At 43.3% G+C, this 13290-nt stretch carries 12 protein-coding genes; 4 read left to right on the forward strand and 8 right to left on the reverse strand.

All coding sequences use genetic code 11. The features are described from left to right. The first annotated feature begins 15 nt into the window (after positions 1-15). Genes dnaX through HN980_02250 form a run of 3 tightly spaced genes read left to right on the forward strand, consistent with a single transcriptional unit; the run spans position 16 to position 1985 of the window. On the forward strand, positions 16-1287 hold the full coding sequence (dnaX, locus tag HN980_02240; protein ID MBT6928299.1) for a DNA polymerase III subunit gamma/tau: 1272 nt from the start codon (positions 16-18) through the stop codon (positions 1285-1287). Between the two features lie 15 nt (positions 1288-1302). Beyond that, positions 1303-1608: a YbaB/EbfC family nucleoid-associated protein gene (locus tag HN980_02245; GenBank protein ID MBT6928300.1), complete on the forward strand. Its 306-nt coding sequence runs from the start codon at positions 1303-1305 to the stop codon at positions 1606-1608. A gap of 50 nt (positions 1609-1658) precedes the next feature. Further along, complete coding sequence (locus HN980_02250) at positions 1659-1985, forward strand: four helix bundle protein (protein MBT6928301.1); 327 nt, start codon at positions 1659-1661, stop codon at positions 1983-1985. 18 nt (positions 1986-2003) lie between these two features. Here HN980_02250 and HN980_02255 read toward each other — a convergent pair whose 3' ends face one another. The 8 genes from HN980_02255 to HN980_02290 form a co-directional block, all read right to left on the reverse strand. Next, the gene (locus HN980_02255; protein MBT6928302.1) at positions 2004-2816 is read right to left on the reverse strand and encodes an AMP nucleosidase; all 813 of its coding nucleotides are present in this window, start codon (positions 2814-2816) and stop codon (positions 2004-2006) included. Positions 2817-2895: 79 nt separating this feature from the next. Further along, entirely contained in the window at positions 2896-3834 is a 939-nt protein-coding gene (gene genX, locus HN980_02260; protein ID MBT6928303.1) for an EF-P lysine aminoacylase GenX, read from the reverse strand. A gap of 81 nt (positions 3835-3915) precedes the next feature. Beyond that, the gene (gene efp, locus HN980_02265) at positions 3916-4482 is read right to left on the reverse strand and encodes an elongation factor P (protein MBT6928304.1); all 567 of its coding nucleotides are present in this window, start codon (positions 4480-4482) and stop codon (positions 3916-3918) included. Between the two features lie 70 nt (positions 4483-4552). Further along, positions 4553-5482 carry a hypothetical protein gene (locus HN980_02270; protein ID MBT6928305.1) on the reverse strand — a complete coding sequence of 310 codons (930 nt, stop codon included), beginning with the start codon at positions 5480-5482 and terminating at the stop codon, positions 4553-4555. A 149-nt stretch (positions 5483-5631) separates the two neighbouring features. After that, positions 5632-6402, reverse strand: coding sequence for a hypothetical protein (locus tag HN980_02275; protein ID MBT6928306.1), 771 nt, complete (start codon positions 6400-6402; stop codon positions 5632-5634). A gap of 24 nt (positions 6403-6426) precedes the next feature. Then, positions 6427-8415, reverse strand: a complete 1989-nt coding sequence (locus HN980_02280) for a hypothetical protein (protein MBT6928307.1) — start codon at positions 8413-8415, stop codon at positions 6427-6429. A 17-nt stretch (positions 8416-8432) separates the two neighbouring features. Continuing rightward, complete coding sequence (locus tag HN980_02285; GenBank protein MBT6928308.1) at positions 8433-9803, reverse strand: protein kinase family protein; 1371 nt, start codon at positions 9801-9803, stop codon at positions 8433-8435. Between the two features lie 12 nt (positions 9804-9815). Beyond that, entirely contained in the window at positions 9816-11696 is a 1881-nt protein-coding gene (locus HN980_02290; GenBank protein MBT6928309.1) for a protein kinase family protein, read from the reverse strand. 203 nt (positions 11697-11899) lie between these two features. Between HN980_02290 and HN980_02295 the strand changes: the two genes are divergently transcribed. Continuing rightward, positions 11900-13288, forward strand: coding sequence for a sodium-dependent transporter (locus tag HN980_02295; protein MBT6928310.1), 1389 nt, complete (start codon positions 11900-11902; stop codon positions 13286-13288). The last annotated feature ends 2 nt before the right edge of the window (positions 13289-13290 follow it).

The following is a 13290-nucleotide window of genomic DNA, read 5'->3' on the forward strand; positions in this document are numbered from 1 at the left end:
AGGATATACAACAACATGTCTAGCTACCAAGTCCTTGCAAGAAAATACCGGCCACAACGTTTTTCCGATGTCGTAGGACAAGACTCTATCGTTACTACGCTGAAAAATGCCGTCGCTTCAGGACGTATCGCACACGCATACCTTTTTAGTGGATCGCGAGGCACAGGGAAAACAACGCTGGCGCGTATCCTCGCAAAGACGCTGAACTGCCACGACCGTAGCGACGACAACGAGCCATGCAGCAAATGCCCATCATGTAAAGAGATAGCAGCAGGCACTTCACTAGAGGTAATAGAAATCGATGGGGCGTCGAACCGCGGTATCGAAGACATAAGAAAAGTCAACGACACCGTAAGATATTCTGCGCGAGCAGGAAACTATATGATATATATCATCGACGAGGTGCATATGCTGACAAAGGAGGCATTCAACGCTCTCCTTAAAACCCTAGAAGAGCCACCAGCAAACGTCGCTTTCTTCTTCGCCACGACAGAACCACACAAAGTTCTGCCAACAATAATGAGCCGATGCCAGAGGTATAACCTCAACAGAATCTCCACTACAGATATCATGGAGACGCTGAAAAATATCGCCGCCGACCTCGGCGTCGACGTCGAAGACGAAGCTCTAACAACGATAGCTACCCTCGCCGATGGAGGCCTTCGCGATGCTCTCTCGACGCTAGACCAGCTGATCTCCTACGCCGAAGGTAAGATCACCAGCGATATCGTCGCAGACCTCCTTGGACTTATGCCGCGCGATGTATTCTTCGACCTCGATAAATCAGGAGCAGCAGGTGATATTACCGCGGCATTCACCATCGCCAATGACGTATTCTCCCACGGCAAAGATATCCCTTATTTCTTCGAAGAGCTAATAAAACACTACCGCACGATACTACTAACGATTGTCGCAGGAAACAATGATACAAACGAAACATTAAGCGAAAACGACCGTATGAGTTACCGCGAGTCCGCAGCAATATACAACAAAGAACAGTGTATTAACATCCTAGAGGACCTCGCCGACTTCTACGGAAATATCAAGACGATGCCTTCGATGCAGGTGGCACTAGAGATCGCCCTCATGAAGATAATTCGTAGCCATAAAATGATACCAATAGAAGCCCTAGTAGCAAAACTCGCCGATATCGAAAACGACGTCATCGTAGCAGCAAAAGAAACACCACAACAACGAAATACACAAAGCGTTCGCGATACCATGACGATGTTCTCCGCAGTAGAACTCGACGGAACGGCGACGAAGAAAAAAACAACTTCACAATAAAATAGGAAGGGCATTATGGGAACAGGATTCTCTAAGAAGAAAAAACAAGCTAAGATGTTTCAAGATACCATCGCAAAGATGCAAGAAGATATGAAAAATACCGAAGTGACAGGACAGGCAGGAAACGGCCTCGTCGTCGTTACTGTGAACGGAGAACATCAACTAACCAATATCACAATAAAACCTGAATGCGTCGACCCCGAAGATGTAGAAGGCCTCGAAGATCTAATAAAAGCTGCTTTAGATGACGCCTCCTCAAAAATATCAGATAATATGCCATCGCTAGATTCACTAGGCGGTATGGGAATGCCTTTTCATTGATCAATGATCATTGAGCATTTATCAGTTAATAGGACGGGGGAAGAATGGTAATTGAAAATGAAAACATTACTTATGAAAAAGCATATGCTTTTGCTATCAGAATTATAAATTGTGTTAAATGGATACGAGAAAATAAAAAAGAATTTGTTTTAACCAAACAACTTTTGCGTGCTGGTACGTCAATAGGTGCAAATGTATCGGAGGCAAATGGTGGGATTTCTAAAGCTGATTTTTCAGCTAAGATTTCGATAGCATATAAAGAGTGTTTAGATACGAAATATTTGGAAACAGAAGACTATAAAAATATTTTTGCAGATGCTGATGAACTTGGAAAAATATTATTTAGCATTATCAGAACCTCTAGAATACAACGATAACTACTCAATACTCAATGTTCAATGTTCAATGTTCAATGATAATTGTTTATTGAGCATGTCTTTCATGATGTTTACAACTTCGACGCCTTTGTCGACATGGTCGGCAGTGTATTCGTCCAAAACAAACTTTGCGCTCTTCTTCGTCTTGATCCCGCCTTTCTCGAGAGGAAGGTCGGAGATGATATATAACGCTCCCATGGGGATCTTGTATTTGTAGCTAGCACAAAATAACGTCGCAGACTCCATCTCTATCGACTGCGCTCGCGATGCCTTGAGGCGCGCAATGAAGTCTTCATCGAACTCCCAAAAACGCTTGTTGGTAGTATGGCATATCCCAATGTGATAGGGGGTGTTGTTCTTCTCCAAAGCGTTGGTTACAGCTTTCTGTACCTGGAAATTCGCCATGGCAGGAACCTCCGAAGGGAAATAAAAGTCCGAAGTGCCCTCGCCACGGATGCTGGCGACAGGGACGAAATAGTCTCCTACAGAATAACTACGACGTAAGCCGCCGCACATGCCAAGATGTAGGATGGCCTTTATTGGTAAGAAAGCACAGCAGTCGACAAGCAACGCCGCCGTAGGAGATCCTATGCGGAAGTCAATGATGCTGATGTCGTCTTCAGGGGAATGAGCAACATTAAAGCCTGGACCCTGGACGATGGTAAGCCCACGCGCATCGGCGAAATATTCTAAATATTTCGGGAAGTTCGTAATAAATAAATATGAACAGAAGTCGTCAGGAGGGGAGTTGGAATAGCGTTCCAAAGTATCGCGAGCAATCTTTACCTGAAGAGGGTCGTAGTTTTTTAGGTCGCGCTTTTTGTGTATCATAATTTCTTTGCCTCGTTGAGTAATAAAAAATATACTCTATATATTAAACAATATATATCTTTAAACGCAATAATGGGTTTTACCACGAGAAAGGAAGAACATCAGCGATCTTGTCGGCACCATGACGTATCATCATAAGCCTGTCGATGCCGACAGCGACGCCACAGCAATCAGGGAGTCCAGCATCGAGAGCTTCCAAAAAGCTCTCATCGAGAGGAAGGGAATCTTTTCCCATACGCATACGCTCTTCATTGGCGTCTTGGAAACGTCGGCTCTGTTCTTCGGCGTCGCCGAGCTCATGGTATCCGTTGGCAAGCTCATAACCACCGAAATATACTTCGAACCTCTCGGCGACAGCCTCATCGCCAACAGTTTTTTTCTGCGCAAGAGCTGCCTGCGAGGCAGGATAGTATTTCACGACGGTAACGACATCTTTATCAAGATTTGGCTCAACAATAGCCGCTACTATCATATTTAAAATAGCATCACGACCTTCGTCACCAAGACCTTCGTAGATCTCGATGCCGCGCTTGTTAAGACAGCACATAAGCTCTTCGTCAGAAGAAGACACATAGTCGATGCCGGCATGTTTTTTAATGACTTCGCGGTATGTTATGACTTCAACAGGATGGCTGTCAACGAAAAGAGCGACGAAATCAACGGTCTCTTGTATCATAGCCTCAAAAGAAAAACCAAGACGATACCATTCCGCCAACATAAACTCGGGATTGTGACGCTTGCCAAGCTCGCCGTCGCGGAATACATGCGACATCTGATAGATGTCTGGCATCCCCATAGCAAGAAGACGCTTCATCCCATATTCCGGCGACGAATGCATATATCGTATTGCTCCGTCACAGAACCGCGTAGTAAAAAGATCGATATGAGCATCGATACTAGCAGACGACGATAACACAGGACAGTCGACCTCAACGACGCCACGCTCAGAAAAAAATCCGCGCGCCTTCGATAACATCGCCGCTCTGTCTCTCAAAATTGTTGGGTCGCATTTTTCCATCTTTTTATTAGAGTATAGTTATAGCGGATATTAAATGATCAGTTATCACTGGTCACTGGTCACTGGTCACTGGTCACTTATTTACGCTCGAGAGACATATTCTCCCGTGCGCGTGTCGACCTTGATAACTTCACCCTCATCGATGAAAATAGGAACTTGCACCTCGGCGCCGGTCTCCAGCGTCGCAGGCTTGAGGACGCGGCCCGATGCCGTGTCACCACGAGCTCCAGGGTCGGAACGATCGATCTTGAGCTCCATAAAAGTAGGAGGTATAACGTTGATGGCGTCGCCTTTATAAAAGACTATGCCATAGACAATGTCTTCTTTGAGCCATCGCTCTGTGTCTCCGACGTTCTCTAGAGGTATTGTTGTCTGGTCGTAAGTATTGTCGTCCATAAAAACAACACCTTCACCATCGCGGTATAACATCCTCATAGACGTCTCGTTGATGTCGGCAACCTCGGCCTTGTCGTTGGATTTGTATGTCCTCTCGATAACACGGCCACTGATGAGGTTCTTAAGCTTAACACGGCAAAACGACTGCCCCTTGCCAGGTTTGACGAACTCAGTATTGACGATAAGATACGGCTGCCTGTCGATCTCAAGCTTCATGCCACTACGAAAACTGTTGGTGTCTACCACTGCCATAAATCTATCCCTTTATAAATAAAACGTTTCCAATATTGTACATAGAAATGTCTTCGATGTCTAGAATAATCTAAAAGAGAAAGCCCGACGAGCTTTTTTTGGCAGTAGGACGCTGCGACCAATCAGAAGAGATCGCCTTCTCAAGGGCAAATATTTGTTTTTCACCGAGACCATTCTTTCTTAAAGCTATTTTGATTTCATCAGGAAGAGTGCCTTTATTTGATATATGTGTTAATAAAGAGGCTCTTATATCGTAAGATGCTTTACCGTACCCTCCTTCAAAAGCAAAAGTAAAAACAAGGCCCAGCCCTAAAGCATAAACATCACGAGCTTTCATGATTTTTTTATATTTTTCAAAATTACCTTCATTGTAGGCTTTGGTGACGGCGTCAATGTCGGTAAAAGAACAAAAAGACGGAGACCATGTTCCCCATAAACCACCAGGTATGAGCTTTACTGTTTGTTTTTGACTTTTTTCAGCATCGAAGATTTTTTTAAGGTCAACAAAACTACGAGCTCCACCGAAATCGGCTAAAACGGCTTTATATGTGCCGTCTCCTGTAAGCTCTGGGGATTTCATGAAAATATTATCTGGTTTGATGTCACAATGTATATAACCGAACTTGCCGTGTAATTTCTTAAGGCCAGAAAAAAGTTGTTTGGCGCAAAACATTCTTTGTTTTCGCGTTTCAGGTACCACGCTATTAATAGGACCCGAATATAATGGGCTAATATGCCCAACAACAGGGTCTCTCCACTCTGATGTGATGTCGACAACATCATGGGGAGCGGCTTGTAGACCTTCAGAACCATCAAAAATTTTAAGAAGTTTTGCTTCTTTGATGACATCTCTAATAGCTGCATTCGCATAAGCCACGTCCTTTTGATTTATGATAGCGAGTTTAAAAGCTGCGAATTTTCCTCTTAACAACTGAAACACCATAGAAACCTTGCCGGAAGAACCTTTTCCGATAGGTGCACCATCGAATGTTATCTCCATAGTGGTGGTTTCATCCCCCGGAGAGACGATAGCAGTAGAGATTTGTTTCGTTGCTTCGTCTTGTACGCTTACCCGCACCTGCCCTTGTCTCCAACAAAGCGACGCCTTTTCGACGATTTTATCGACGACATCACGGGAGATGCCATGCTTTACGGCAGCATCTTTTTCCTTTTCGGTGAAAGCAGCATCCTCTCGCGCTTGCCACGGAATGCCGCCTGAATTTTTGTCGCAGCAGAAGCTTTCAGCATTTTATGAACATCAGCTTTTCTGTCGGCGATTTTGCTTTTATACTTGTCATAAATCGATCTCAATTTATGGGTAGGAAGTCCCGGAATCTTAGGTTCTTTGGAGGAAGAGGGCTTTAAGCTCTTCCGAAGACCCGCTATTTCGGTGTCGTATTTTTCTATTTCTGTGAGGATATTTCCGAATTCGGTAAGATAATTGTCTGAGGAGAAGTCAAGATAATCGTTAATCTTAGATAGCTCTTCAATAGATTTATTTGAAAGATCTCCTGTCAATACAGTAGTCTCAGAGTCGGATTCGAATATTGGCCTTTTCTTTAATAATCGCAACAATTCGTGTGGCTCTTTGAGAGAGCTTGCTGCCTTTGTTCGACTATTTATCGCAGCTTCCATCTTAGCTTTTGACACTTCAGGCGACGGTTTTGTCGTCCCAAAGCGTCTATTGGCGTCAATGTTTTCTTGGCCGTGCAACGGATCCACACGCCCGCCGGAGAGGGGCTTTCCCGATGTAGAAGCTGATTCGGCTTTTTCTAATATTTTTCGTGCAGGTTTTAGAGCAGATTCTTTGGATTGTTTATAGGTGCGAACACTGTCAGAGCCTTTTTGCGCCTCAGGAGCAGGTCGCCGAGGAGCACCAAAAGTGCCCTTCCACTGAATTTTACCTTTATCAATATTCATAATATAATACCCATAACTAAATTTTTATCGTGAGAAGGCTTCTAAAGCCTTTTTGGCAGTAGGACGATTGTAACAATCGCAGCAAACCATTTCCTCAAGAGTATTTATTTGTTCTTTGCTAAAGCCTTTCTTCTTCAAAGCTTTTCTTATGTATCTAGGAAGACGGTCTCTGCTGTTTATATCTTGTATTTTAAGGAGTGTTTCTTCGGAGAGGCCCTCATGATCTTTTTTTAAAGCGAATGCAAGGATTATGCTCAACCCTAAAGCATAAACGTCGTTAGCTTTCATTATTTCTTTATATTTTTCAAAATCACCGTCATTATAAGCTTTAGTGGCAGCGGCGACGTCAGCGAACGTCTCGGTAGCTAACGATGAATCGCCAACGTCATCAAATAATTCGTTAAGTTCAAAAACCTGATCAGCAACTGATTTATCTTTTGTTGGTTTTATAGCTTTAGCTTGAGCGCAGAATTCCGTTGTAAATGTTTCCCATAAAATACGAGGTAGACACTTTACTGTCTTTTTATCTTTTTTATTTTCGAAGAAAACTTGTTCCAAGTGCTTGAAGCTGGAAGCTCCGCCGAAGTCTCCCAGAACGGCTTTGTATATGCCTTCCCCTGCGAGCTCCGGAGCTTCCATGAAAATATTGCCGGTCTTGATGTCACAATGCACATAACCAGACTCGTGTAGATAAACAAGGCCTGATAAAAGCTCTCTAGAACAACGTTTCAGCTGCTTTGGCGTCTGTGGTGTGATATCATCTGCAGTGCCGGAATATAGCTTGCTGATATGTCCTGCAACGGGGCTCCTATCTTTAGATGTGATATCTACAACTTCATAAGGAGCGGATTGTATTCCATCATGACCACCGAGCTCTTTAAGACGAGCTGCTTCTGTTAGGATATCTCTTATATTCTCCTCTGCATACTCCTCTGTATATATGATAACCTGCTTAAACGCAGCAAACGTTCCCGTAGACAATTGGAACACTTTTGATACCGTACCAAAAGAACCCTCTCCTATTTGTTCGCCAGGAACGGTTATCTTCGGTGAGATGTCGTTAACCCCCGGAGAAACGATGGCAGCAGAGATTTGTTTCGTTGCTTCGTCTTGTACTCTTACTAGCACCTGCCCTTGCCGCCAGCAAAGCGATGCCTTTTCGACGATCTTATCGACGACATCACGCGATATCCCGCCATGCTTTACAGCAGAATCTTTTTCCTTTTCGGTGAAAATAGCGTCGAACCGCTTTTTCCGCGCTTCTGTGATGCCGCGCATACGCTCGCGCTTGCCGCGGAATGCCGATTGAATTTTTGTCGCAGCGGCAGCTTCCAGCATATCACTAACATAAACTTTTCTGTCTGAGATTCTTTTTTTGTATCGGTTATAAAGCGATTTTATTTTTTTGGCTGGTTCCCCAGGAATCTTAGGAGCTTTGTAATCATAAGGCTTTAATTTCTTCATAAGAACTTCTATCTCGGCGTCATATTCATATATTTTTGAAAGGATCCTTCCGTATTCCTTAAGATCCTCCGAGGAAGCTTTAAGACGATCGTTAATCGTAGAAAGCCCTTCAATAGATTTATTTGAAAGGTCGCCTTCCAATACAGTAGTCTTAGCGTCGGAAACAAATATTGGTTCTTTCTTTGATATACGTAATAACTCGTAAGTCTTAACAATAGATTTCGCTGCCGCCGTTCGACTATCAATCGTATTGAACAGCCTTTTTTCTAATTGTTCGAGTTCCTGATCTTTTATGCCAGCGCCCCTGTTAGCGCCAACGTTTTCTTGGTCATGCAGCGGATCCACATGCCGGTCGGATATTGATTTGATCTCTGTAGAAGATGATCCTGCACCTTCTAATGCCTTCTTAGCAGGAGCTGAAGAAGAATCTGGTGCTTTTCTTTTATAGGCGCGACCCACAGCGTCAGCACCTTCCTTATCGTCATGACGAGTATGACCGCGATCTACTTGAGGACCGCCTACACCTTTAATATTTCCATCGCCGGGCATATGATAACTCCATAATTTTATTCGAAAACTTCAATAACACTTTTGACGGCAGGACGCCTATGCCATCTAGGATGAACCATACCTTCGATAAAGTCTATTTGGCCGTCGTTGAAACCGTCCTCTTCCAGCTTATCACGCATATAGTCGGGGATGGTTTCGGTTCTTGCTATATGGAAAGTAACGTCGTCTATCTCGTCGTCAGTCATATAGTCATAGTCATCTTCGATGGCGAAGGTGAAAAGAAAGCTAAGACCCATAGCATAGACGTCGCGAGCTTTTTCTATGTCTTTATATCTTTCGAAGTCGCCAGCTTCGAGAGCTTCTTTTATCTCATCAAGGTCTAGGAGTAAATCACGATTATATTTAGAATGCGCACAAAAATCACGAGTCTTTGTCCCAAATAAAGTATCAGCATAAGATTTGACAGTGATTTTTTTATATTGTTTCTTAGCTTCTTTTATTTCTTTAACGCCCTCGTTAAAGATTGCTTCAAGAGTTTCAAATTTTCGAGCACCACCAAAATCCCCTAAAATAGCTTCGTATGTGCCGTTTCCCGTAAGCTCTGGATCTTTCATTAAAATGTTTTTTGGTTTTACATCGCCATGTCGGAAGCCTTTGTCATGTAATGCATTAAGTGTGGTAAGGAGAGAATGGATACAAGAGATCTGCTGATCGATATATTCAGGGACTATATCCTCCAGGTTACCGGAACAAAGCGGACTAAGATAGCCGGTAGTGGGTGTTGGTGATGCTGAAGGTGATGTTTTCGTCGTGCCCTGGCTGTTACGGCTATCTATCCTTACAACGCTATGACACCTTGTCAGACCAGGAGTGCCTCGGAGTTCGGTAAGCGTAGCGATTTCATGGTCGATATCTTCTAGTGCAACATCTTCGTTAAAAGCTATTTTAAAAGCGGCAGGTTTATCAGCGACAATGTTAAAAACACTGTATACACTGCCAAAACTTCCCTCTGCAATAGGCTCGACATTAATCGTTATCTCGGTTTTACCGTTCTCCGCATCGTGAGAGAATATAGCCTCTTCTTTCAAGGAGTTTATATTTTGTTGAGAAGGCAGAATCCATCGTCTTAGCGTTTCGCGGGCAATGCCTACAATTTTGTTAATCTCATCAAGATTTATGCCGGTACTATAGGCAGCCCCATCCTTGCGTTCTTTAGTGAAAGTCTTATCGAATCGTGCTTCCCTAGCTTCTATCCTGCCAAACTTGCCACGGATACCAGCCTGTATTTTCGTTACTGCAGCTTCTTCTTCCGAAGTGTAGACACGCCCATCAAAAGTAGAACTTTTATCAGGATCATGTTGCGAAGGAGGGGCGTCATGAACGCCCTTGCTATCATCTTGAGGTTGTTGAGATTTATCTATTTTCATATAACACAACTCCTATTGTTTGAAGGCTTTCTGCGCATATTTGACAAGAGGGCGCTTATTCCAGCTGCTGGAAACCATCCGTTCAAGAACTTCTCTTTGAGGCCTGCTAAAGCCTCTCTTTTCCAAAAGTTCTTTTATATAATCAGGAAGGACTTTGCTGCTGTTTATATTTGTTATTACTCTTTCAAGAATCCTTTTTTCGATAAGAGTGCGAAACCCTCCTTTAAAAGCAAAAGATAAGATAAAACTCATCCCCAAAGCATAGACGTCACGAGCTTTTTCAATGGCTTTATACTCCTCGAAATTACCATCTTTAAGGGCTTCTTGAATAGCTTCAACATCGCGAAAGGTTTTGTCGCCGCTAGAATCATTGTAAAAAGAGCAAAAAGCATCTGTGTGTGTGCCCCATAAACCTAAAGCTAATTTTTTTACAATAGAGGGTGGGGGTGAACCTTTATAACCTTTAATGCTTTCTTGAGCAGCAATAAACTTTTTCTCAAGCTTGTCGAAACTGTGTGCGTCACCAAAGTCCCCCAAAATAGGGTCGTATTTTTTTCTATACGGTACAAAGATATTGTCAGGTTTGATGTCGCCGTGTCTATAAGCAGGTTTGGTAATGCCGTCAGGGCGTTTGCTGCTATGAATATGTCTAAGCGCTGAGAGAAGACGACATGAGGTGTGTTTTTTTTCTTCGTATGTTTTGGGAGGTTTTTCCAACACAGTGCATTCATGAGAAGTGCTCATAAGTCCTACGACACCGGTTTTTGCCGATCCGTCTGACTTTATCACTACAACTCTATGAGGAGGCCTCTGTATTCCAGGAAACTCTCCAATATCCCTGAGAACACGCGCTTCGTTGAAAAGACTTTCGATAGAGCGTCTTGCATGCGGTCCTGTCGTCATAGCCTCTTTGAAGGCAGAAAAGGTTCGTTTTGACGCGTTTACAACCATGTAAACTTTGCCGTAGCCCCCTTGGCCGAGCTTTTTAATCTTAAAATATATCTTAGGAAGAGAGCATCCCTCTCCAGGCAGTATAATGGCGTCTCTACCGGAAGAGTCCAAAATGCGCATCGGCTCCGTGCGTCTGCCCAGAAACATTTCTGAGGCGACCTTAACGGCTTTGTCAATAGTAACCTGGGAAACACCGCGATCTTTCACATACTGTTTTTTTTCTTCGCTAAAACCTTCATGAAATGGCTCCCATTTCTCTTTTTCTTTTCTTACAGATTCTTTTCTGCTTTGAATACTTCTTTCTAAAGCAATGTTTTTTTGTTGAACTTTGGAAAATTTCTCCAGGTCATCACCGGAACTCGTCGGTGAAGGAGCCCTCGTTAACGCCGCTTTTAGTTGCGATATTTCATCTTGATGCCTGTTAGCTTCTGCTAAGAACTGGTTAAACAAATCAATGTCCTTCAACGAGCCATCGAGAACACGGTCGAGATCGTCAAGCTCCTCGGATGATAACGATGATAGGCTTCCTTCCAAAGCAGTAACGGATGGCGATATCTTTAAAAAATTAAAAGAAGCTAACTTTTTGTCGGTCTCTTCGAGGTTTTGTAGCGACGCATCCATTTTGTCATAAGCCTGTGCTAACGCTATTTTTTGTGACTCTTTATTCGATAAAACAATACTGGAAAGTACTTTCGCTTTTCCATCTTCAGGACTCGACGCTTCTGAAGACTGCGCGCTTCGAGGACTACCCTTGATAGTTGGTAATGCCTTTTTTGTCATCTTGGTAATAGAAGGGCTTTTTTGGGATGAGGAAGACAAAGCCGTTAACCCGGCTTCCGAAGAGCGGCGGACAACGCTTTTATCTTTACGCTTCTTGATAGGACCAAGAGGACGACGAAAGTTGCCTGGTTGGCCCGACCCAATTTTATTATTACTTGTCATAATACATAACCCTCAATATATGTTAATGATACCACTAAAATAATAGTTTGTCAAGGGGGATGGACATGACAAACCGCGATGTGCATCTTTTGTTTGCCTTAAGAAAGGGTCGAATGTCTTGACGTTAAATGCCATAACGTGGTATCAATAATTCCTATAAATTATTATTTCAGACAGAAAAAAGAAGGTTACAGTAAAACACCATGGCAAAGAGAGAAAAGTGGGGTTCAAAATTAGGCTTTATCTTGGCAACAGCAGGCTCTGCTGTAGGCCTTGGAAGTATGTTTAAAGTTCCGTATGTTACGGGCATGAACGGTGGCGGTCTTTTCGTCATGCTATACCTCATTTTCACCTTTTCTATTGCGATACCTATCTTCATCGCTGAGCTTATCATAGGACGCAACACTTCTCGTGGCCCTATAGCTGCTTTCGCTGCTTTAGCCAAGAAAAAGCCTTCCTGGAAATACGTTGGCTGGCTTGCAGTGGCCACCACATTTTTGGTCTTTTCATATTATAATGTCATTGCAGGATGGACGTTGCACTATACCGTTTTGTCTCTCGTACAGTTCACAAAAGGTCTCACTCCTGACCAGATAAGTGGCACATTTGATAGTATGTATGCCTCTCCTTTCCTTAACATTTTCTGGTCTGCGGCTTTTGCCTCTCTAACCGGTGTCATAGTATATGCCGGTATAAAGAAAGGTATAGAACACTGGTCAAAGATTCTTATGCCTGCACTTTTTATCTTGCTGATAGGGCTTTTCTTGTACAGCACAACACTTCCAGGCTTCTCACAGGCTTTTGATTTTATATTCTCTTTCAATATGTCTTCGATGAAACCTTCTAGCGTAGTAAAGGCTTTAGGGCTTTCGTTTTTCACTATAAGCGTAGGGTTCGGTATATTAGTAACATACGGCAGCTATATGCGCCGTGGCGACTGCATAACAAAGACAGCTTTTCTCGTAGGAGGAATAACAACAGGCGTTGCTATGTTATCAGCTATGATGATCTTTCCAATAATCTTTACCTTTGGCATAGAACCCGAGGCGGGGATGGGCATGATTTTCAAAGCTTTGCCGTTGCTTTTTTCTAAACTCCCCGGAACAATTATTATCTCTACTCTGTTCTTCGTTCTCTTTGTTTTTGCTACGGTGACTTCGACGATATCTCTTATGGAGGTTCTTGTAGCCAACCTTATGGAGCTAACAAATATGCCTCGCCATAAAGCGACGATATTCTGCTGTTCGGCGATATTCATCTTCGGGATACCTTCGGCACTGTCGGGGTCACCGACGATGCTTTTCGACTGGGAAGGGTTCTTTGGGATGAACTTTTTTAATACTATCGAGATGCTTACCGACCAGTGGCTGATCCCTATCAGCGGTATGCTTATAGCATTGTTCGCAGGATGGATAGTCGATAAGAAGATGCTTAAAGAAGAGTTCCAAGACGGCTCTCCAAAGATAGGGAAGCTATTTCACGTGTGGCTCGTCCTTGTCAGATGGGCAGTGCCTATTGCTATAGCAATAGTAATGCTTCAGAACCTTGGCATCATCGACGTAGATGCGATATTTATGATCGACAAAGGATAAAA

Source organism: Waddliaceae bacterium, assembly GCA_018694295.1.
Lineage (GTDB): Bacteria > Chlamydiota > Chlamydiia > Chlamydiales > JABHNK01 > JABHNK01.

Bases quoted from the DNA above. Each gene is read 5' to 3' on its own strand.
- dnaX (MBT6928299.1), top strand. From the start codon at position 16: ATGTCTAGCTACCAAGTCCTTGCAAGAAAATACCGGCCACAACGTTTT.
- HN980_02245 (MBT6928300.1), top strand. From the start codon at position 1,303: ATGGGAACAGGATTCTCTAAGAAGAAAAAACAAGCTAAGATGTTTCAA.
- HN980_02255 (MBT6928302.1), bottom strand. From the start codon at position 2,816: ATGATACACAAAAAGCGCGACCTAAAAAACTACGACCCTCTTCAGGTA.
- genX (MBT6928303.1), bottom strand. From the start codon at position 3,834: ATGGAAAAATGCGACCCAACAATTTTGAGAGACAGAGCGGCGATGTTA.
- efp (MBT6928304.1), bottom strand. From the start codon at position 4,482: ATGGCAGTGGTAGACACCAACAGTTTTCGTAGTGGCATGAAGCTTGAG.
- HN980_02270 (MBT6928305.1), bottom strand. From the start codon at position 5,482: ATGGAGATAACATTCGATGGTGCACCTATCGGAAAAGGTTCTTCCGGC.
- HN980_02275 (MBT6928306.1), bottom strand. From the start codon at position 6,402: ATGAATATTGATAAAGGTAAAATTCAGTGGAAGGGCACTTTTGGTGCT.
- HN980_02280 (MBT6928307.1), bottom strand. From the start codon at position 8,415: ATGCCCGGCGATGGAAATATTAAAGGTGTAGGCGGTCCTCAAGTAGAT.
- HN980_02285 (MBT6928308.1), bottom strand. From the start codon at position 9,803: ATGAAAATAGATAAATCTCAACAACCTCAAGATGATAGCAAGGGCGTT.
- HN980_02290 (MBT6928309.1), bottom strand. From the start codon at position 11,696: ATGACAAGTAATAATAAAATTGGGTCGGGCCAACCAGGCAACTTTCGT.
- HN980_02295 (MBT6928310.1), top strand. From the start codon at position 11,900: ATGGCAAAGAGAGAAAAGTGGGGTTCAAAATTAGGCTTTATCTTGGCA.